The organism is Paenibacillus sp. LX16 (genome assembly GCF_036252815.1).
GTDB lineage: Bacteria > Bacillota > Bacilli > Paenibacillales > Paenibacillaceae > Paenibacillus > Paenibacillus polymyxa_B.
The window spans coordinates 2,793,250-2,814,714 of the sequence record NZ_CP141152.1 but is presented as its reverse complement, the minus strand read 5'-3'; the positions used below and the strand labels follow the sequence as shown (position 1 = coordinate 2,814,714).

The 21,465-nt window shown below is 44.4% G+C and carries 13 protein-coding genes, 1 pseudogene and 1 riboswitch (1 of these 15 only partly in view); of the genes and pseudogenes, 5 read left to right on the top strand and 9 right to left on the bottom strand.

Annotated features, from left to right (window positions below; all coding sequences use genetic code 11):
• Window positions 1-241 precede the first annotated feature (241 nt).
• On the bottom strand, window positions 242-1,381 hold the full coding sequence (locus T3H97_RS12390; protein WP_328802708.1) for an epoxide hydrolase family protein: 1,140 nt from the start codon (window positions 1,379-1,381) through the stop codon (window positions 242-244).
• Between the two features lie 137 nt (window positions 1,382-1,518).
• On the opposite strand from T3H97_RS12390, the pseudogene T3H97_RS12385 reads away from it, so the two are divergent.
• Together T3H97_RS12385 and T3H97_RS12380 are read left to right on the top strand one after the other, a co-directional pair.
• Window positions 1,519-2,289 (top strand): annotated as a pseudogene (locus tag T3H97_RS12385) (LysR family transcriptional regulator); the annotation flags it as partial.
• 228 nt (window positions 2,290-2,517) lie between these two features.
• Entirely contained in the window at window positions 2,518-2,871 is a 354-nt protein-coding gene (locus T3H97_RS12380; RefSeq protein ID WP_328802817.1) for a helix-turn-helix domain-containing protein, read from the top strand.
• Between the two features lie 101 nt (window positions 2,872-2,972).
• On the opposite strand, the gene T3H97_RS12375 is transcribed toward T3H97_RS12380, so the two are convergent.
• The 4 genes from T3H97_RS12375 to T3H97_RS12360 form a co-directional block, all read right to left on the bottom strand.
• Window positions 2,973-3,287, bottom strand: a complete 315-nt coding sequence (locus T3H97_RS12375) for a DMT family transporter (protein ID WP_023988641.1) — start codon at window positions 3,285-3,287, stop codon at window positions 2,973-2,975.
• Window positions 3,284-3,631, bottom strand: a complete 348-nt coding sequence (locus T3H97_RS12370; protein WP_328802707.1) for a DMT family transporter — start codon at window positions 3,629-3,631, stop codon at window positions 3,284-3,286. The genes T3H97_RS12375 and T3H97_RS12370 overlap by 4 nt, the downstream gene beginning before the upstream one ends.
• A 94-nt stretch (window positions 3,632-3,725) precedes the next feature.
• Window positions 3,726-3,824, bottom strand: a riboswitch (guanidine-I (ykkC/yxkD leader).
• An 84-nt stretch (window positions 3,825-3,908) separates the two neighbouring features.
• Entirely contained in the window at window positions 3,909-4,427 is a 519-nt protein-coding gene (locus T3H97_RS12365) for a spermidine/spermine N(1)-acetyltransferase (protein ID WP_103048534.1), read from the bottom strand.
• Window positions 4,428-4,452: 25 nt separating this feature from the next.
• Entirely contained in the window at window positions 4,453-4,905 is a 453-nt protein-coding gene (locus T3H97_RS12360; protein WP_328802706.1) for a MarR family winged helix-turn-helix transcriptional regulator, read from the bottom strand.
• A gap of 114 nt (window positions 4,906-5,019) precedes the next feature.
• On the opposite strand from T3H97_RS12360, the gene T3H97_RS12355 reads away from it, so the two are divergent.
• Together T3H97_RS12355 and T3H97_RS12350 are read left to right on the top strand one after the other, a co-directional pair.
• On the top strand, window positions 5,020-5,664 hold the full coding sequence (locus T3H97_RS12355; protein WP_328802705.1) for a YczE/YyaS/YitT family protein: 645 nt from the start codon (window positions 5,020-5,022) through the stop codon (window positions 5,662-5,664).
• Between the two features lie 217 nt (window positions 5,665-5,881).
• Window positions 5,882-6,796 carry a dihydrodipicolinate synthase family protein gene (locus tag T3H97_RS12350; RefSeq protein ID WP_328802704.1) on the top strand — a complete coding sequence of 305 codons (915 nt, stop codon included), beginning with the start codon at window positions 5,882-5,884 and terminating at the stop codon, window positions 6,794-6,796.
• Between the two features lie 299 nt (window positions 6,797-7,095).
• Here the strand turns inward: T3H97_RS12350 and T3H97_RS12345 are convergent, their stop codons facing one another.
• The 3 genes from T3H97_RS12345 to T3H97_RS12335 form a co-directional block, all read right to left on the bottom strand.
• The gene (locus T3H97_RS12345; protein WP_328802703.1) at window positions 7,096-8,958 is read right to left on the bottom strand and encodes a beta-glucoside-specific PTS transporter subunit IIABC; all 1,863 of its coding nucleotides are present in this window, start codon (window positions 8,956-8,958) and stop codon (window positions 7,096-7,098) included.
• 104 nt (window positions 8,959-9,062) lie between these two features.
• Window positions 9,063-10,508, bottom strand: a complete 1,446-nt coding sequence (locus tag T3H97_RS12340; protein WP_328802702.1) for a glycoside hydrolase family 1 protein — start codon at window positions 10,506-10,508, stop codon at window positions 9,063-9,065.
• Between the two features lie 21 nt (window positions 10,509-10,529).
• Window positions 10,530-10,970, bottom strand: coding sequence for a DMT family transporter (locus tag T3H97_RS12335; protein ID WP_328802701.1), 441 nt, complete (start codon window positions 10,968-10,970; stop codon window positions 10,530-10,532).
• A gap of 346 nt (window positions 10,971-11,316) precedes the next feature.
• On the opposite strand from T3H97_RS12335, the gene T3H97_RS12330 reads away from it, so the two are divergent.
• Entirely contained in the window at window positions 11,317-12,210 is an 894-nt protein-coding gene (locus tag T3H97_RS12330) for a LysR family transcriptional regulator (RefSeq protein ID WP_103048528.1), read from the top strand.
• A 969-nt stretch (window positions 12,211-13,179) separates the two neighbouring features.
• Here the strand turns inward: T3H97_RS12330 and T3H97_RS12325 are convergent.
• A protein-coding gene (locus tag T3H97_RS12325; protein ID WP_328802700.1) for a non-ribosomal peptide synthase/polyketide synthase crosses the window boundary here: on the bottom strand, window positions 13,180-21,465 show its 3' portion. 33,987 nt of this gene lie beyond the right edge of the window; 8,286 of the gene's 42,273 nt are visible here — the last part of the coding sequence; its start codon lies off the right edge, out of view; it ends in the stop codon at window positions 13,180-13,182.

Below are 21,465 nucleotides of genomic sequence, written 5' to 3'. Positions count from 1 at the left end.
CATTCCTCCGTATATTTAATGACCAATAACCATCAAGTATTAACGGGTTATCGCTTCTTGCAATAAAGCAACTGTATATTTTAGAAAAAAGCCGAAGAAACCTTGTACCGCCCCTAGAGCTGATAAAGCGTGAGCACGTTTACCCTCCTCTCTGGAAGCACCTGAAGAGTTGCATTCTGAAGACGGTAACCAGTTGTACTGGTTGTTCATAACCCTCTCAAGGATAGAAACTATCAGATGCTTAATGAATGAAAAAATGATTTAGATGGTCGGCAAACAATTTAGGATTTTCCATAGCGGCGAAATGACCGCCTTTATTCGCTTTCTCCCAGTACGTAATATTATAGACGCGTTCTACCCAGCTTCGGGGAGGCGTGGGCAGCTCCTTGGGAAATAAGGAGACCCCTGTTGGAATAGTAACACGCTGACCTTCGGTGAAATGCAGTGGCATTTTGGTACCTTCAGTATATATTCGCATGGAAGAAGCAATCGAATTGGTAAACCAGTAAATCGATATGTTAGTGAGGATATGATCAAGTGAGAAAGACCTTTCGATATCCCCGTCACAGTCACTCCAACCTTGAAATTTTTCTACCATCCAGCTGGCAAGACCGGTTGGGGAATCACTTAGTGCAAAAGCCAGTGTTTCCGGCTTCGTTCTATGAAGGGCGCTATAAGCACCTTCTCGGTCCAACCACTCAGCTACGATGTCTAAGTAAGCTTGCTCTTCTTCGCTAACAGATGGTGTATTCGGAGTGAGGGGTGGCTTGTAGCTTCCTGGAATATAATTGAGATGAAGTCCCCTTACCCGTTCGGGGTACATGAATGCTAACCATGTTGAAACCCCTGCTCCAATATCCCCTCCCTGAACCAAATACCTTTCGTAACCCAAACGATCCATAAGTTTTGCCCAAAGCGTAGCTACGTATTTGGACCCTACTCCCGGTCGTGTGGGTTTACTCGAAAATGCAAAGCCTGGCAATGAGGGAATAATCACGTCAAAAGCCTCTTCAGCATGTCCACCATATAGCGACGGAGTTGTTAGATAAGGGATTAGTTCTAACATCTCTACAAATGATCCCGGCCATCCATGAGTCAACAACAGTGGTCGTGCAGATGTGCCTTCACCCCGGACGTGTACAAAGTGTATATCGAAACCATCCACATGTTCCATAAACTGCGGGAAACGGTTTAACCATGCTTCCTGTTCACGCCAGTTGTATTCCGTGCCCCAATAATCAACTAATCTCTTCAAAAAGGAACGGTCTGTCCCCAGAGCCCATGGTTCTACAGAGAAACTCGAAGGCCATCGAACCTGTTTTAGTCTGATAGACAGATCATGCAGTTGTTGCTCTGGAATTGAAATTTTGAACGGTTCCATTCATTGTTTCCTCCCTTGTAGATTAATTTACGATCAGAAGGATTCTATTGTATGATGGATCTATTCATTAATAAAATTGAAATATTCAAAATCATTATCATTTTTATCGATAGAAATTAAACCTAAGGAGAACATCGATGGAAATTAGACACCTTATTACATTTCAGACGATTATCGAAATCGGAAGTTATACAGGAGCTGCATCGCATTTGGGATACACTCAGTCCACAATCACTGCCCATATACAGTCGCTTGAAGAAGAGATTGGCGGGGAGCTTTTCACTTACGAAAGAAGGCATTTGAAACTTACTCCATTAGGGAGAGAATTAATACCTCTGGCAGAAGATCTACTGGCTACTTATGACTAGATTAGAAATATACGAAGCAACCAGGAAGTTAAAGGTGTTGTTAAGGTGGCTGCACCAGAGTCTTTAACGATTTCTAGATTAAGCCCGATTATAAGGGAGTTCTCTTTGAAATATCCTCATGTCAAATTCAGCCTTACCAACGGTACATGTGAACAAAACCAGGTTGACTTAATCAGTGGACGTGTAGATGTGGCTTTGATGGTCTACCCGGAAATACATCCGGAAAAATGCATCCATTATTCTTTGGCCCAGGAGAACATTGTCCTGGTGTGCAGCAATGACGGCCCAGACCATTTCGATGAATATAAGAGAGAGAACACCAACCATTTTTTTATTACGAATGAAGAAGGCTGTAGTTATCGGACCATGTTTGAAAGATATCTTGTTAAGCATGATATTCATCCATTTCAAACCATGGAGTTATGGAGCATAGAGGCGATTAAACAAACCGTTATGAGTGGGCTTGGATTTTCTTTTTTGCCTTATATTACAGTTAAAGAAGACGTGGATAGAGGAAAACTTAAATTACTTCCGGATAGCCGTTGGATCGTATATCAAGGACGTATTGTATTTCTCATTTCCCTTGTTGATTCATCCTGTAAAATCATTGCTGAAGACAAACGAATTCTGGAATTTCTCCAAGTAAACGGATTAACTGCTTCGCTGAGTGACTGCTTTAGTCATATAACTTTTTTGCGAAAATATTATAAGCAATGCCTAACCGCCATTGAGATTGGTTTCCAACTTAATTCTAACAAGCCAGTGTATATGTATGAGGACTATCTCTGCGAGCATATTGGAAAGATCATATCGGAACAGAACGATCTCGCTGAATTCTGCCATCCGGTTATCCAAAAGTTAATTGCTTATGACAATGCCCACAAAACAAGTTTGCTGCCCACCCTTGAAGCCTATCTTCAATATGTGGATACTCCAAATATTGCTGCTAAAACACTTTTTATTCATAGAAATACTTTGTTCTATCGAATCAACAGGATACGTGAGCTTTTTGAGATTGATCTAAGCGATGGTGATATTCGCCTCAAACTTCAATTGACTCTTCATTTTCTAAAACTGAAAACACAACGCGGCGATCCTAAAGATCAGAGTATAGAAGGGTAAAGAAATGCAAAAAAACATGCAGACAAAATTTCTTATCGATACTTTGTCTGCATGCTGGTCTTTTCTATCTATTTTTTTAATTTTTCCAATTCCATCATTATTCAGCTTACCAGCTTTAGGCCAACTGCTGAACCGAGTACCATCGCGATGAACAGAATTCTCGCGGTATTACGCGGTTCACTGTAAAAGATCATGCCCAATATGGCTCCGCCAGAAGCTCCAATACCGGTCCAGACAGCGTAGGCCGTTCCCATTGGTAGTGTTTCCATGGCCAGGGATAGAAACAAGAAGCTCAATCCAAAGCCTGCAAGCAAGTAAAAAGCAGACAGGAAATTCCGGTCTTTATGGAGCTTATTAATCATGAGAACTCCCATCATCTCAAATACGCCTGCCAAAATAAGAAATACCCAGTTCATACGTCAGTGCCCTCTTTTCCTTGTTTCTTCTCTTTGCTCTGTATTTTGAGCCCTACAACTCCGAGCAGAAGCACCCCAATTAGCAACAATTTAGATCCCTGTACCTCAGCACCAAACAACAAAATTTCTGCTAATACAGTGCCGGTCGTTCCCAACCCGACAAATACTGCATACACCGTACCTACCGGAAGCGTACGGGAAGCCATAATCATGAGTATGAAACTTACTAAAATGGCAACTAAAGTGCCCCCCCACTCTAACCAGCCGCTGGCATGTTTCAGGCCGATGACCCATCCAACTTCGAATAATGCCGCAACTACAACAGATAACCATGTCTTGTTCATTCTGTGCTTCCTCCTTTTTGATAATGCTGCAAATGTAGTATGGATTTATAGCAGCAATAAAAAAAGCCTGAGAGAATACTGCATACAGCAGTTTTTCTCCCAGGCTTTTATCCCTCCGTGGCACAGTACGACGACTGTGAGTTTTCTCTCGGACCAGCCGATATTACATCGCGGAACCCTAGAAAACATTTTTGAATTCAATTTTAGTTAACATTATACACAGTAGTGAATCAATTACAATATAAAAAATAATAAGAATTCGTATATCATCCTAAACTTATATCATTGTTTTGGTCATTATGAAATCAATTTGTTCTTCATCACCCATATAAAAAGTGTGTACGCCAGTTTGAACAAACCCCATTTTCTTATAAAAAGCAATGGCGTTTTCATTTTTTTCCCATACACCGAGCCAGATTTTCTTTTTATTATGTTCCATCGCAATTTCCATAGCTTTATTTAGCAGATATTTACCAAGCCCATGTTTTTGAGATTTGTTTTTTATATAAATTCTCTCAATTTCGAGCGACTCATCACCCATTTTTTCGGATTGAGCATCATTCATATTTACCTTTAAGTATCCAGCAAGTTCTTCATTAAAATAGATGAGAAAGATTCCTGAAGAGACGTTGGACAATTCCTCCTCCAACTGCTTAAAGTTAAATGCTCTTTCCAGATAGGTTTTCATATTCTCAGGTGAATTCTGATCTTTAAAAGTATCGTTGAATGTTTCAATACTTATTTCCTGGAGTATTTGTAAATCTTCACGGCTGCACTTTATTATTTTTACAGTCACTTAATGTATCGCTCCTTCATGAAAATCAATAATTTCTCTTGTTCCCCTTTTTTACAAATTCCCAGTCTTCCCCTATATTTTCACTCACTCTTTGAAGAAGATTGAAAATGGTTTCTATCTCTCTTTCCGAAAATCCCTCTAATGCAACGTTATTGGAATAATCATTTTCTCTTTTTATAAAAGGATAAACATTGTTCCCTTTCTCTGTTGGAAAGAGTTTTTTAATTTTTTGGTTATGGTTATCTTTTTTCTTTTCAATAAATCCATTAATTACAAGTTTTTTTATAGCACGAGATGCAGTTGTTCGATCTACTTTTATCATCTCAGCTAACTTTTCTTGAATGATTCCTGGGTTTTCACATATTCGCACAAGGTACAAATACTGCCCTTTTGTAAGGTCATATTCTTTAAATTCTATATTACTTATAGAATCTAATGCCCTTGCGATCATTCCAATTTCACGAAGTACTTCCTTCATAGTTAACTCCTTCGCACCTATTTTATTGCAAATGCAATAAAAATGATATATATTGAATTTACCTTATTTTTATTGCATTTGCAACATAAAATTATACTAAAGAGGTCGAGTAAAGTGAAATATGTTTTTTTCGTATTAGGAATTTTTATATTATCCCTTGGAATTTCGTTCACTATACAATCAGACCTTGGGACTTCACCTTTTGATGCACTTTTGGTAGGACTGTCCATAAATGTGGGGCTTACTGTGGGAAGTTGGGAAATCATAATAGCTATAATATTGATATGTTGTAATTCGCTTTTAAAAAGACAAAGACCAGAAGTTTTGGGGTTGTTAACAGCATTTATAACGGGTATTGGTATTGATATGTGGCTTTTTTTATTACACAATTTGATAACACCTGAACTATGGTACAGCAAAGTTGTTTGTTTTGGAATTGGTTTAGTTGTTGTAGGATTAGGAACTGCAACATATTTACAGACAAATTTTGCACCAATTCCAGTTGACCGATTAACATTAATCATACAAGAATTAACTAAAACAAATCTATTTTTTTCGAGAACATTCATCTATCTTATATTCTTGATCATAGCATTCATTTTAAATGGACCCATTGGCATTGGAACTTTGTTAACCGTTTGTTTAGGGGGGCTAATACTCAATTACTTTATGCCACTTACTAAAAAAGTACTTGACCGCATATTAACACACTCTGATACATCACTAATTCATGAGAAAGATAAAAAGCATTCTATATAGAATGCTTTTTATGTTGTTCAATTAACCTGATCTGTTAAAAGATGTAATTCCAAGTTGACACTGAAGCTTGATGCTCATATCTCTTTGTTTCGATCTTAAGTTTGTCTAGAAGAATTGGTACTGTTATTTGTCTCACAATTGGTACTTTTATTGTATCTAATTCATTTTTATAATGTGTTTGTATTTTGAAGGTCAATTAATAAAGGAGTGTAGTTTTATGTTCCGTGGATTATCTGCTTTTCCACTCACCCCAGTTAACGAGACAGGTATTAACGAAAAAGCATTTGTGACACTAATTCAACGATTAGTTGCAGCTGGTGTAGACTCAATTGGTGCATTGGGTTCAACTGGAAATTATGCATATCTTAATCGAGAAGAACGTTTACGTGTTCTTCGACTTGCTGTCCATTCATCTGAGGGGATTCCCGTAATGACAAGTATAAGTGCGATTCGTACTTCTGAAGTACTTCGATTAGCGGAAGATGCACAAAGAGCAGGAGCAAGCGCAGTGTTGCTAGCCCCTATTTCCTATCAAACACTAACGAATGAAGAAGTATTTTTACTCTATGAACAGGTGACCAGTTCACTCTCCATTCCACTTTGTGTATATGATAATCCGAGTACCTCGCATTTTCATTTCAGTGATGAGTTGCACGGTCGGATTGCTGAGCTGCCTAACGTTCGTTCTATCAAGATTCCTGGAGTGCCTTCTGATCCTGAAGCAGCCAAGACACGCATTAGAAAACTGCGAATAGCCATTCCTCCCCATGTAACTATAGGAGTAAGTGGAGATTCATTTGCAGTCACTGGCTTGAATGCAGGCTGTGAAGCATGGTACTCGGTTTTCGGTGGTTTGTTTCCAAAGGCGTGCCTAAAAATGACCCGTTTGGCCCAGGACGGTTTTGCTGATGAAGCGAAACAACTCTCGGCGCTACTTGAACCGATTTGGACGTTATTTCATCAATATGGTAGCCTTCGTGTTGTTTCAGCAGCAGCAGAAATAAGTGGCTTGACTTCAAGTCCCAGTCTTCCTTTACCCTTACAACCATTGAATCAATCAGCTAGAGAACACTTGGAATTCATACTAAAGGATCTTCAGTCTACAGAAACATTCTGTTGCCCATTCGGCTAATACCTTTTCGAAGAGAAGACTACTAAGCACGTTTGCTGTAAAATTTTTCGTTATGAGTGTTGGAGGAACAACAGATGTGGTTCACATTTGCAATTGGTGCTGAACGTGTTCCAGAGGCTTTGAATTACATTGTCCTAGAAGCAGACTCTTTGCTGAACTACCCAAGCATTCGTAATATCTTAATCCTTTTCTTCGTTAACAACAGAACTATCTACTAAAAACAGCCAGCTATAATAGCTATAGCTGGCTGTTATACGTTTTTTTATTTACTTCCAAGATCAAATCCATGCTGTCCTGTGTTAAACCAAATTTGAAGATGAAACGCTAGATTTTGCAGGAATCACATGTAATAACTGTTTTGAATTTGGATCCTCCAGATTCACATGCACTTGATCATAATTAAATGAATTCGTAACAATAACCATTACCGTAGGATCATAACCCGCAGCCTTAATTTGCTCCAAGTCAAACTCAACTAATTTGTCATCAATGCGAATTCTGTCATTTTCCTCAACCAATGGTTTAAAGTGTTGTCCCTTTAATTTCACAGTATTAATACCGATATGAATCAAAAGTTCTATACCGGAATCAGATACAATGCCAATCGCATGCCCGGTTTTGTACACGCTGCTTACCGTTCCGTTTACCGGAGCTATAACAATTCCGCTAACTGGAACAATCCCTGCTCCTTTACCCATCGCTTCAGAAGCAAACACCTCATCGCTTACACTGCTTAAAGGAACAATTTGACCATCCACAGGTACCACAACCTCGTTTGGATTTGCTTGATCACTCAAATTCGTTACACTCTTATTCGAAACACCGAAGAAATAAGTTAAAATGACGGCTCCAAAGAATGCAATAATCAATCCGATGACTTCTCCAATGAAACCTTGGCCTAAATAAGTTGGAATAGCCAACAAGCTAGGAAATGTAAATGTGGATGCATGTACTTCAAACGATCCAATGACAGCGCCCCCAATCCCAGCAGCGATCATTGCACAGTAGAATGGACGCTTTAATTTAAGGGTTACGCCGTAAATTGCCGGTTCAGTGATACCAAAAATGGCTGTGATTGCTGCAGAACCCGATAGGCCTTTGATTTTGACATCCTTGGTTTTCAAAAATACGCCTAGAGCAGCACCTGCTTGAGAAAGTACGGCTGCACATACAATTGGCAACCACTGGTCGTATCCTTGATTAGCGACATTGTTTATCATCAGCGTAATCAGCGCCCAATGGACTCCAAAAATGACAATCGACTGATGGAACGCTCCTAAAACCAGCCCAGCAAGTAATGGGGAGAAACCAAAGATTGCCAACAATACCATGGCGAACAGGTCACTAATCTTTGTGCCTACAGGGCCGATAACAGCCAAAGTTAGAGGCAACATGATCACTAGAGAAACCAGAGGGGTTAGCATATTACGAATTGATTCCGGAAAGAATTTGTTCAACAAAGGTTCCAAGTAAGAGAGGCCCCAAATCGACAACAGAATGGGAAACACAGACGCCGTATACGTAATTGGTATGATCGGTATGCCAAAGAAATCAATCGTTTGTGAATTGGATACGATCTCTACTAAAGACGGATGAATGAGTGCACCAGCTAACGAAACGGCTACGAATGGGTTGACTTTAAGCTTCTTGGCCGCAGTAAATGCCAAGAAAATCGGCAAAAAATAGAAAATGGCATCACTTGCTGCATTCCATATTTTATACGCACCACTGTCGGTCGATATCCAGTTCATTGTTGTAAACAAAGCTAGAATGCCTTTCAAAATTCCGGATCCAGCCAAGGCTCCCAGAAATGGCGTAAATACGGCCGAAACAAAATCCATCAACTGACTGACAGGATTAAATTTCCCAGTTCTCTTTTCTGAAGCGCTTTCATTGTTGCTAGAAGCATGTAATGCCATTCCAGGTAATGATGTTAGTGCATCATAGACTTGAGCAACGGAATTACCAACAACCACCTGATACTGTCCGGCACTATTGACGACGGTAATGACCCCATCTGTTTTTTCAATCTTTTTGGTATCTGCAGTACTCACATCATTTAATTTAAATCTCAATCTAGTGGCACAATGCCACACCGCATTTACATTCTCTTTTCCTCCTACGCCATCCAGAATATCCTTTGCCAATTTTTGATAACTCATAGTTGTCCCCCTATTATAAATGTCCGGACCATTTTCCACATACCGTATTACAAAAACGATACAAAATGATCCGGGGGTGCCTCAATCATTTAGTGATTCTCATCCTAATCGTTGGTGGTTCTATGAAGATCCTCGCCGTTTGTATCAATAACTTGTTTATACCAGTAAAAACTATCTTTATAATGGAATTGCCCATTTCCATTACCTTCATCGTCATAGTCCACATAAATAAAGCCATATCTTTTGCTCATTTCAGCAGTACCTGCACTGATGATGTCGAAAGGGGCCCAGGTACAATAGGCAAAAACATCTGCCCCTTCATGTATTGCCTCTTTCAGTGCTGCAATATGCTCCTGGTGGTATTCGATGCGATAATCGTCATGAACTTTATTGTCCGCTGTTAAAACATCTTTAAATCCAAGACCATTTTCAGCCACCATCATGGGAACATGATACCTGTCCCAATATTTAGACATGCAGAGATATAATCCTGAAGCATTTATAGACCAGCCCCAGCGATTCGCTTTCAAATGGGGATTTTTGACGGTAGAATTAGGGTCCATCGTATTCTCACTAGCTTTAACAGTATTTGACCAGTAATAAGAGACTGCAAGGAAATCGGCTGTATTGTTCCGAAGCAATTCTTTCTCTGATTCCGTAATTTCCAGCTGGATGTCATGGTCTTCGAAATACGTCAATGCATATTCTGGATACTCTCCTCGAATCAGAACATCGCTGTAGAAATATTGCATTCGATTTCGTCTGAAATTCAGTTCGACATCTGCAGGTTCGCATGAATAAGGGGCGGTTAACGTATCGGCCAACATCATTCCCATTTGAAGGGATGGATTTAGCTTGTGGCCAAACTCAGTAATCTTTGCAGAAGCAACGAATTGGTGATGAACCGCTTGAAACTGAGACTGCTCGTAATGATCAACTTTATCTTTCAGTATGCCAAGGGAGGCAAATGCCTCTTTGTGGACAAGGTTAATTTGGTTGATAATGATCCAATATTTAACGGTTTGGTGATATCTTCGCAGGACGGTTTGCCCATACTTCACGAAGAAATCAATCAGTTTCGGGTTTGTCCAACCGCCATATTGCTCAACCAAATTTAAAGGCATTTCATAATGGAAAATCGTGACGATCGGCTCAATATTTTTTTCTTTCATGTACTCAAATAATCGATCATAGAAGGCCAAACCCTGCTCGTTTGGAACAGTATCATCTCCATTCGGAAAAATCCTGCTCCAAGAAATAGACAACCGCAATGTTTTTACATGCATGTCTGCTAACGCATCGATATACTCACGGTATCGTTCGTAGAAATGTACTCCTTGGCGCTTAGGGAAATAATATGTCCCATGTTTGTATTTTTCGTATGTTTCTGAATCCATGTTATTAAAATGTAGATCAATAGGATCAGCTCCTGGAATAAACGGCTGAATATCAGCGGTACTTAACCCTCTTCCATCCCTGCGATGTGCACCTTCTACTTGATTAGCTGCAATAGCTCCTCCCCACAGAAAGTCTTTTCTTATTTTGCTCATGTATGTTTCCCCCAAATGTATTTAAAATTTTTGTACGATAAAGAATCCTGCAATAACCAAAAGAGCTCCCAATAATCGAGGAATATTCAAAGTGTGCATACTAGCACCAATTAATCCAAAATGATCAATGATCACCGACACGATTATTTGTCCAGCTAAAACGTATCCAACCGTAGCTGCTACTCCTATTCTGGGCATGAGAATGGTTGTCGCCAATACATAGAAAGCACCCAGTAGTCCTCCTGTCCACATCCACCAGGGAGCTTCAAACCATTCTTTTTTGAACAACGATCCTTTTACAAAAAAAGATATGATTATTAATGAGATGGCACCTACTGTAAAAGAAATGGCCGAAGCAACAATAGGTGATCCCACCACCGTCCTTAGCTGCGCATTAACACTAAATTGTGTAGGCAAGGCCATTCCTGCCAATAATGCGAAAATTATAAATATGATAGCCATGTATTTTCCCCTTTCTCTTACTTTGATCAATTAGCCAATCGGAAATTGAACGAAGTGCTTCAATAAATCGTTTATCCGATTTTAGAACCACGAGAAAAGAAAATACCAAAAGAACGGTTTCAAGTGTGTCCATTGCAAAAGTAATCCCGCCTCACAGTATTATCCCCTCTCAAATTCTGAAGATTGAATATCCCCTACAGATGAGTCAATAATATAACTTAAATATGGGAATACTAGATTGGTCACCTTCTCAATTTATCCATTAATCATTGACAACCCGAGTATAATTCACGCAGTATAATAAGTAAAATTAATAATAAGTATAGGAGGTATACTAAATACTTATATGGATATTAATTATGAACTCTATAAGATCTTCTATATCACAGTAAAAGCTGGAAGTATGTCTAATGCGGCAAAGGAACTGTTTACATCACAATCGGCAGTTAGTCAGTCCATAAAACTACTTGAAAATAAGCTAGGTGGACAATTGTTCCATAGAAGAGCACAAGGAGTGTCCCTTACTACGGAAGGAGAGATATTATTTCAATATGTAGAACAAAGCTATGAGTTATTACAGGCGGCTGAAAGAAAATTTTTGGAATTAAGGAATTTAGATGCTGGTCAACTAAGAATAGCCGTAAGCACAACAGCTTGTAGTAACTTCTTGATGCAATACCTAGAGACATTCTCCTTGGCTTACCCTAATATCGAGATTTATATCAAAGATCAATCTACTCATTCTACAATTAAGCAGCTAGAGTCAGGCGAAGTTGACATAGGAATCATCAATCTGAACGGAAGCAGAGATTCTCTGACGGTGATTGGAAAAATAGAAATACAAGATTGTTTTGTAGTAGGTGAGAGATTTAAAGAAATATGTGATAAACCAATATTCTTAAAAGAACTAGTAGTAAATTACCCGATCATTCTCATGCAGAAAGGACTTAATACAAGAAAATATATTGACAACTTTTTCACTTCATATGGCTTAAAAGTAATACCTAAAGTAGAATTGAGTACCATGGAACTGTTAATTGAATTTGCTAAAAAAGGTTTGGGCATATCGTGTGTAATCGAGGATTTTGTTCGCAGCGATTTGGATCAACAACAGCTATTCATAGTGCCCATCCAAGAAATCATACCTAAAAGATTTTTAAGTATTGCTATCAAAAAAGACTTGCCCCTTTCTTCAGCAGCTCAGAAGTTTATTGAGCTTTTTCAAAGCTGCACAGTATAAATTTGGTTATTTATTGATTAACCATCTAATTATGAGAAGGTAGAAACTCAACCTTTCAACCGCGCCTAGTCAGAAATTAGCCGGCATCTATCTGTCCTGGACTTGAATTTTTTCCTTGAAAAGTAGACCTTCTGTAATCTTGACTGAAAATGGAGTAAAATAAAAATTAGACCTTCATTCGATTTTATAAATTCAATAATAGACTCTTTTCCTTTATTAATCTCAATCTGAACGTTTGCTAAGAAATTACTAGTATAAATTTACCATCGGAATCAAAGCTATGTATACATTTGCACTCCAAGTTTAGATTTTAAATTTATTAATTAGTAGATATCTAATCGGCATTGGAATAATCAAGTTCTTGTCCTTGGCTTGGAGCAAGAACTTGATTTCTTAAAACAAAAAAGCCGTCATTTAGACGGCTTCTAATGCAACATCCTCTTGTCCTCCGACATTTTTTATTAACTCAAAGCTCAAGTTTACCACCCATTTTTTTGAATCAATCTCCTCGTTCGACATGACATACTAACTGCAGTGCCCTTCGGCTGTTAACATGATGTAAAATTAGTCTGGTCTATTCCTTTAATCAATGTAGATCTGCGATCCCAAACTTCTTCATGAGTTTATGATACGTCCAACCTTCTTCGATATGGAGTCGTTATAGCCTCTAACTTGGTTTCAGATGTTACTCGTTGCAGCTGTATCCCTGGACACATGGTTGGTGTATGGCAGACAGACGATACAATTCTCCAATTCAAGCTTATAACTCCAGTAATTTTTTTCCTTCTCAAATAAGGCTTCAGTGACATCCCTCCTGCTTCATGGGGCCTGTTACCCCGGTTGGAATGGTGCGTTGTTACGTACATGAGTGTTGTATCGGAAAAATAATACTTTGCAGGCAAGGGCGGTCGGACAAGCCGCCGCCCTCTGCACACGCAAAGTGAAATCATTGCATTTTAGAAAACGGATTTAGAAAACAAAGTCGATGGAATCCGGCGAGAAGCCTTCCGGTTGCTCGTCCGAGTTCACCTGAATATCGCTTAACAGCAAATCTGGATGGATTCCAATCTGGGACAGGATCGCTATCAAATCTCTGGTTAATCTCTCAATAGCGTCGGCCCCAAATAGCTTTGTGCAATATTCAAACGAACCCTTGATCTCCCCATCTTCATCACTCATAGACAAAGTCAAATCGAATTTGGAAATACGATGCTCCTGAGCATACGGACTGAAGGACAGCGTCTCAAGCTTCGCTTCCGGCGACTCTGTATTTTCCAGTACAAACATAGTGTCAAACAATGGGTTACGGCTTGCATCCCGTGCTACATCCAGCTTTTCCACCAACTCTTCCAGTGGATAATCCTGATGCTCGAAGGCTTGCAGCGTACGATCTCTGGCTTCCAGCAAGTAGCTGTGGAACGTTTGGTTGCCCCTCGGCTGATGCCGGATGGCTAGCGTATTGACGAACATTCCGATCAACGGCTCCAGTTCAGGCAACAAGCGGCCTGCTACCGGCGTACCGATGATCAAATCGTCCTGACCGCTGTATTTGGACAGCAGAACGGTGTAGGCGCTCAACAGCACCATGTACAGCGTGCTTCCGGTCTGTGCCGCAATTCGGCGCAGTTGCTCGGATACATTTGCGTCCACTGTAAATTCATACATCGCACCCTCGAAGCTGCGCACAGCGGGTCTAGGATAAGCAATTGGCAAATCCAGTACCGGCAATTCTCCGGCTAAATGCTCCAGCCAGAAGTGTTCCCGGCGTTGGTATGACTCACGCTGTATCTCCTGTTGCTGCCACACGGCGTAGTCCTTGTACTGAATTTGCAACGGCTCCAATTCCTGCCCTTCGTACAGTTGTACCAGCTCCTGCACGATATTGTTAGACGATACACCGTCTGAAATAATATGGTGCATGTCGTACATCAGGAGGTGGCGCTCTGGTCCGGTTTGAATGAGACGGACACGCAGCAGTGGTGCCTGGCGAAGATCAAAGCTGCGTACAAAGGACTCGATATAAGCTTCGGCTTCGGATTCCCTGGCCTGCAGGTGCTCTACTGCAAACTCCACTTGATCGTAAACCCGCTGAACAACCTCGCCTTCCACCATTTCAAAGGAAGTCCGCAGCGTTTCATGGCGGGCTATTAACTGACGGAACGCATCCTCCAGCCGATCGGCCTGAAGCGGTCCCTCCACGGTTAATACACCCGGCATATTGTAGCTGAGATCCCCACCTTCCAGATGGCTCAAAATGTACAGTCGTTTTTGAGCCGAGGAAACCGGGTAGTACGCCTGTTGCGCTGCCGCAGGGATCACCGTATAGGTGTCTGTACCGTGCGTAGCTATGAGCTGGGCTTGCTGCTCAATCGTAAAGTGTTGGAACACCTCACGCAGCGTAATCCGGCTGTCCAGTTCCTGATGGATTTTGGCCACTAGCGTCGTTGCCCGCAGGGAGTGCCCACCCACGTCAAAGAATGAGTCGGTGACTCCTACGCTGGACAGCTTCAAGACATCCTGCCAGATTTGGGCTAGCTTGGCTTCCAGCGGCGTCCGCGGTGCAACGTACTCCAGGCCTCCTTCGAGGCGTGCTTCCGGTGCCGGCAATGCCTTGCGATCGATTTTCCCATTCGGTGTCAGCGGGAAACGATCCAGTTGTACCACATACGTCGGGATCATGTAATCCGGCAGCTTCGGCTGCAGCGCATTGCGCAGCTCCGGCAAACTCAGGGACGCTGAAGCTATGATGTAGGCACACAGGTCCTTGTGTCCGTCTTCGTTTTCCCATGCTGTGACCACAGCTTTCTGAATGCCGTCCACGGTCAGCAGCTGCGCTTCCACCTCGCCCAGCTCGATCCGGTACCCCCGGATTTTCACCTGGTGGTCGATCCGGCCCAAATACTCAATGCTGCCGTCTGGCAACCACCGTGCCAGGTCTCCCGTCCGGTACATCCGGTTTGCGTGAGTGCTGTCCGCTTGATCGGCTGCTGCCGCATCAGCGAACGGATTCAGGACGAACTTCTCTGCCGTCAGCTCCGGCAGGTTCAGGTATCCTCGTCCGACACCTGCACCTCCGATATAAAGCTCACCAGCGATACCGATCGGCACCAGCTGTTGCTGGCTGTTCAAGATGTACACGGACTGGTTTGCGATCGGCGTACCGATGGATACCGTATGCTCCCCTTTTTCCAGCAGTACGTTCAGGGACTCCACATCTTCAATCGTATAAGCAGTCGCATCTACCGTGGTTTCGGTCGGACCGTACACGTTCGTAATCACCGGACGATACCCGGACCACTTGTGCAGGAACACATGTACCAGCTGCACGGATAATGCTTCGCCACCGATCAGGTAATGCTTCACTTCCGGCGCTTCCGTCACATTGACGCTTTCGTTCAAAATATGCAGATGCGCAGGTGTGCCGTCCGACAGATCAATCCGGTGCGTACGGTAGTAGGCGATCAAATGCTCTCCGCTCAGACTGACGTCACGGGACACCACATGCAAGGTGTGGCCTAACAGCAAGCTGGCGAAGATTTGCTTCACTGAAGCGTCAAATACAAATGCCGATAGCCATGCAACATGAAGCGGCTGTTCATAACGGCTGTATACTCGTTCCCATAAAGCATCTACCAGATTACTAACACTGCCCTGCTCGATCATGACCCCTTTCGGCTGACCGGTGGTACCTGACGTATAAATCATATAGGCCAGGTTATGCGGGCGGGCGACAGGGATTAGATTGCTCGCATCCTGTGCTCCCAGTTGAGCTTGAACATCCTCGTCATCCAAGACTACAGCTCGAACTATGGATGGCAAGCTGAGTGACAGGTTGGCGACTCTACTTGTAATCACGACCTTGGCCCCACTGTCTTGGAGCATGTAGTCGATGCGCTCCTGTGGATACATCGTATCCATCGGCACATATGCGCCTCCGGCCTTAAGTACCCCCAGAATGCTCACCAGAATATCCGCAGAACGTTCCAGCAATACGCCCACCGGTTGATCCGCTTCGACCCCTTCCGCCCGTAACACACGAGCCAATTGGTTCGCACGCTCATTCAGCTCAGTGTAGGTCAGCGCGGTAGCCCCAGACACAACGGCTATCCGCTCAGGGTTGCGCTTCGCTTGCTCTTCAAAGCGTTCGCTGAGCGAACGGCCTTGTAATGCTCCAAGCAGGCTGTGCGCATTCGGGTCATTAAACACCTCCAGAATCTGCTCGGTTTCTTCTGCCGTAATCAACTCCAGCTCACCCAGCTTCGCATCCGGGTTCGCCGCCACGGCTTCGGCCAAGCGAACAAAGTGACGCGTCATCCGTTCTACCGTTTCGCGCTCGTACAACGCAGTTGCATACTGCAATCCAAACTGGATACCTGCTTCTTCCTCACTGGCCTCCAGCATCAAATCAAACTTGACTGGCGTTTGTTCCAAGCCGTATGGACGGAAGCTCAGGTCCGCCAGCTGCAGATCGCCTTCCTCAGTCGTTTGCAGGGTAAACATCGTATCGAACAGCGGATGGCGGCTCATATCCCGTTTCACGTTCAGCTTTTCCACCAGTTCCTCAAACGGGTAGTCCTGATGTTCATAGGCTTGCAGTGCACAAACTTTCACTTCTTCCACATAGCTGCGGAAGGTATGTTCCGCTGTCGGATAGTTCCGCAATGCCAACGTTCCGACGAACATCCCAATCATCGGCTCTAGATCCGCATGCGGTCGTCCGGCAATCGGTGTGCCGACTACAATATCTTCTTGCCCGCTGTATTGGTGTAAGAGCGCGGTGTACGCCGCCAGCAGCACCATATACAGCGTAGAGCCTGTGTGCGCCGCCAGTTCCTTCAGGCGTTCGCTAGCTTCGCGCTTCAGCCCGAACACCACCGTATCGCCTGCCGTACTTCGTACCGACGGACGGGCAAAGTCCGTCGGTAGATCCAGCACAGGCAGTTCACCCCGGAAGGTGTCGAGCCAGTACGCTTCCTGACGTTGCATCCACTCTTGATGGGCTTCGCTTTGCTGCCATACCGCATAATCCTTGTACTGTATACGCAATGGTGAAAGCTCTTCACCGTCGTATAAGCGGACAAATTCATCGGTCAGTACTCCCATGGACACACCATCCGAGACGATATGGTGCATATCGAGCATGAGCAAATGCTGAGATTCCTGCTCGGTTCCTTGTACACCCAAATCTACCAAGCCTACCCGCAGCAGCGGAGCGGCTTGCAGATCGAACGGACGTACAAACTGCCGCACCCGTCCTTGTGCTTCCTGGCTGACCATCGTGTCCGTATCCGTGGTTATATCCTGATCTGTATCCGTAGTCGCATCTTCTGCCTGTACCTTTGTATATTCCACCTCAAACGGCACGGTGTCCTCAATCCATTGCATTGGCTTACTGTCCACCAGTGCAAAGCGGGTACGCAAGGTCGCATGACGGGCGACTAATTGACGGAACACGTCCTCCACTCGCTTCACGTCCAACGGACCACTCACTTGCAGCACTGACGGCATGTTGTAGTTCACATCATTCGGGTCGAACTGATGCAGCACATACAGTCGTTTTTGCGCCGAGGAAAGCGGGTAGAAGCTGCGTTCTTCCGTCACTGGAATGGACGCATACGCCACTTGATCCAGACCTTCCATGACCGCTGCCAGTTGTTCAATCGTTGGTGCTTCAAAAATACTGCGCAGTGGAAGCGGCTTGTTCAGCTCCTTGTGAATTTTCGAGGCCAGCGTCGTCGCCCGCAGCGAGTGTCCGCCAATCTCGAAGAAGTTTTCCTTCACACCAACCTGCGCCAGACCCAGCACATCCTGCCAAATTTGCGCCAGCTTCACTTCCACCCACGTCCGCGGTGCGACATAATCAGCTCCGCTTTGCAGGCTGCCTTCCGGTGCTGGCAGTGCCTTGCGGTCGATTTTTCCATTCGGAGTTAACGGCATCTGCTCCAACTGTACCAGATAGGAAGGGACCATGTAACCCGGTAGCTTCTGGCTCAAAGCGCTGCGTAGCTCACTTGCCACAACTTCTCTATCGGCGACCACATAAGCGCAGAGCTGCTTCTGCCCTTGCTCATCTTCACGCGCGATGACCACAGCTTCTTGCACCGCTTCCAGCTTCAACAGCTGCGTTTCTACCTCGCCCAGTTCGATCCGGTAGCCCCGAATTTTCACCTGTGCGTCGATCCGTCCCTTATATTCCAGCGTCCCGTCCACATTCAAGCGCACCAGGTCGCCTGTGCGATAGCAGCGTTCTCCGCTGCGGAACGGGCTGTCGATGAACTTTTCGGACGTCAGGTCCGGACGGTTGCGGTATCCACGTGCCACCCCGTCACCGCCGACGATCAGCTCACCCCATACCCCGACGGGCTGAAGCCGCATCGAACGGTCCACGACATACGCTGTCGAATTATGAATCGGTCTGCCAATTGGCACCGATTCCGATTGCATACCAGTGATCGCATGCACTGTGGAAAAGGTCGTATTTTCGGTTGGACCATAGATATTACTGATCCGCAAGGATGGATAAGCCTCCAGCACCCGGTTCATATGTGGTACGGACATCACATCACCGCCAACCAGCAGCTCCCGTACCCCCTCGAACAGCGCCAGATCCTGCTGGGACAGCTGGTTAAAGAGCGGTGTGGTCAGAAACATCGTGGTAATGCCGTGGATACGCACAGCTTCCTTAAGCTTGGGTGCGTCCAAAATGACATCCTGGCTCACTAGCACCAGCTGTCCACCATTCAATAGCGCCCCCCAAATTTCGAAGGTGGATGCGTCGAAAACAACAGCCCCTGTCTGTAAAATGCGCGTGTCGGTATCTAATTGCGCGTAGTTTGTATTTTTCACCAAACGTACGACATTACGATGCTCCACCATAACGCCCTTCGGTTGCCCCGTCGTACCCGACGTATAAATGACATACGCTAGATCGTTCGGACCAGACAACGGCTCCAGATTGGAACCATCCTCGTGATACACACCCTGTGCTCCATTCAGCACCAGCACGTTACCGTCAAAAGCTGCTTTGTCCACCAGATGGCTTTGCGTTAACAACAGCTTCGCTCCCGAGTCGTCCAGCATGTAGCGGACACGCTCCTCTGGATACGTCGGATCGATGGGCACATATGCACCCCCGGCTTTCAAAATGCCTAAGATCCCCACGATCAAGTCTACCGAACGCTCGGTCATTAGACCGACTAGACGATCCTTCGTCACGCCTTGACTGCGCAAAGTGCGCGCCAGACGATTCGCGCGTTCATTCAGTTCACGATAGGTCAACTGTTCTCCTTCAAAGAACAACGCTGCCTGCTCCGGTGTCTGCGCCGTTTGTGTCTCGAATAGGCCATGGATCGTTTGCCCGCTCGGATACTCGGCAGCTGTATCTCCCCATACGCGGAGAATGTGCTCGCGCTCCTGCTCACTTACCATATCCAGCTCCTGCACTCGAATGTCCGGCTTCGCTACCACCTGCTCCAACAGCTGTATCAGATGGCCCTGAGTCCGTTCAACAGCTTCTCGATCATATAAATTCGCATTGTATTCAAATCGGATTTTCATCGCTTCCTGCGGCATGACAACCAGATTGAAATCATAGTTGGTTTGTTCAATCATGCCTGCATTGCGAATTTCAAAATCCGACGCTGCACCTTCGCCAAGCTGCTCGACCTGCTCCTCCACCGGATAGTTTTCAAACACGATAATGTGGTTGATCAGATCTTGCTTTTGCTCAGTCAAGGCTTGAATTTCATACAGCGGATACGTTTCATAATCTTGAGAAGTCAGCGCCTGCTGCTGATTCGTTCTAATCATGTCGGCAAAGGTGTCCTCAGCCCCACTGCGGATACGTATTGGAATGGTGTTAATGAACAAGCCCACCATATTTTCGATCCCCGAAATATCCGCTGGACGACCAGACACTACACCGCCAAAAACAGCGTCGTCACTACCGTTGTACTTTTGGAGCAGCAATCCCCAGGCTGTTTGCAGCAATGTATTCGGGGTCACGTGGTGCTGCTTGGCCACCATTTCCATACGTCCGGTCAAGTCCTTGCCCAGATCGCACAGGATATGCTCAAATTGTGCATCGCCCGCTTTCACGCCTACTTTTCCGGTCGGAATCGAAGTTTGCTGATCATAGCCGAGCAAATAATCCTTCCAGTAGGAAGCTGCTGCTTCTACATCCTGTGCTTCAAGCCACTCAATATACTGACTGTATGGGGTCACGGGGGCAAGCTTCGGCTGTCTATGCTCCACGGCTGCAAAATAAGCCTCAAACACCTCATCCGTGACTAACGCCACACACCAGCCATCCATCAAGATGTGATGAGAGCTCCATACAAAATAATAATCCTCGTCACCTGTTCGTAAAATCGCCACGCGCATCAACGCATCCCGGGATAAATCGAATCCGGCTGCCTTGTCCTGGCGAATAAATTCCTTCACATACGCGTCACGTTCCTGCTCATCCAAATGACGCAAATCTTCACATCTGAATCCAACCTCTTTATGGCGGAAAATAACCTGCACAGGCTCATCCTGCCAACCGCTGATGAAATTAGCTCTAAATATCTCATGCCGCTGCGCCAAATGATTCAAGCTATCTTGGAAAATATCCGCTTGGAAGCGTCCGTGCAAATCAAAGGTCGTTTGTTCAAAATAAGCGCCTGACGCTGCATCCATCAGACTATGGAACAACATGCCTTTTTGCATCGGCGTCAATGCATATACATTTTCCAGTTCCCCCATGTCACGAGTCCGTTCTACCAATTGATCCAGCTCGGCCATCGTTACATTTTTAAGCATGACATCGCTTGGCGTCAGTTCTTGCTGTTTGCGGCCTGTGCAATGCGCAATGATTTCCTGCAAGCTGGTTCGGAACTGTTCGGCTAACTGCTCCATCGTTTCATGGCGATATTCCTGCTTGCTGTAGCTGATCGTCAATTGCAGTTCGCCTTCCGAAATCAGTCCATTCATATCCAGCGTGTGCGTTCTAACTGCATGGGCGCTAAGCTCTGCACCGCTAGCGTAAGGAGATACGCCAATAGATTGATTTTGCATATCTTGGTCAAATTGTCCCAAATAGTTAAAGCTGATTTCAGGTTCGGTTACAAACCGCTCTTGCTCACGTGCTGCAGACAGGTATCTCAACATCCCGTAGCCAATGCCCTTTTGCGGAATGCGGCGTAGTCCTTCTTTCACTTGTTTGATGCGCTGTGAAAGGTCTTGCCCCACGCTCATATCCAGCACAACTGGGAA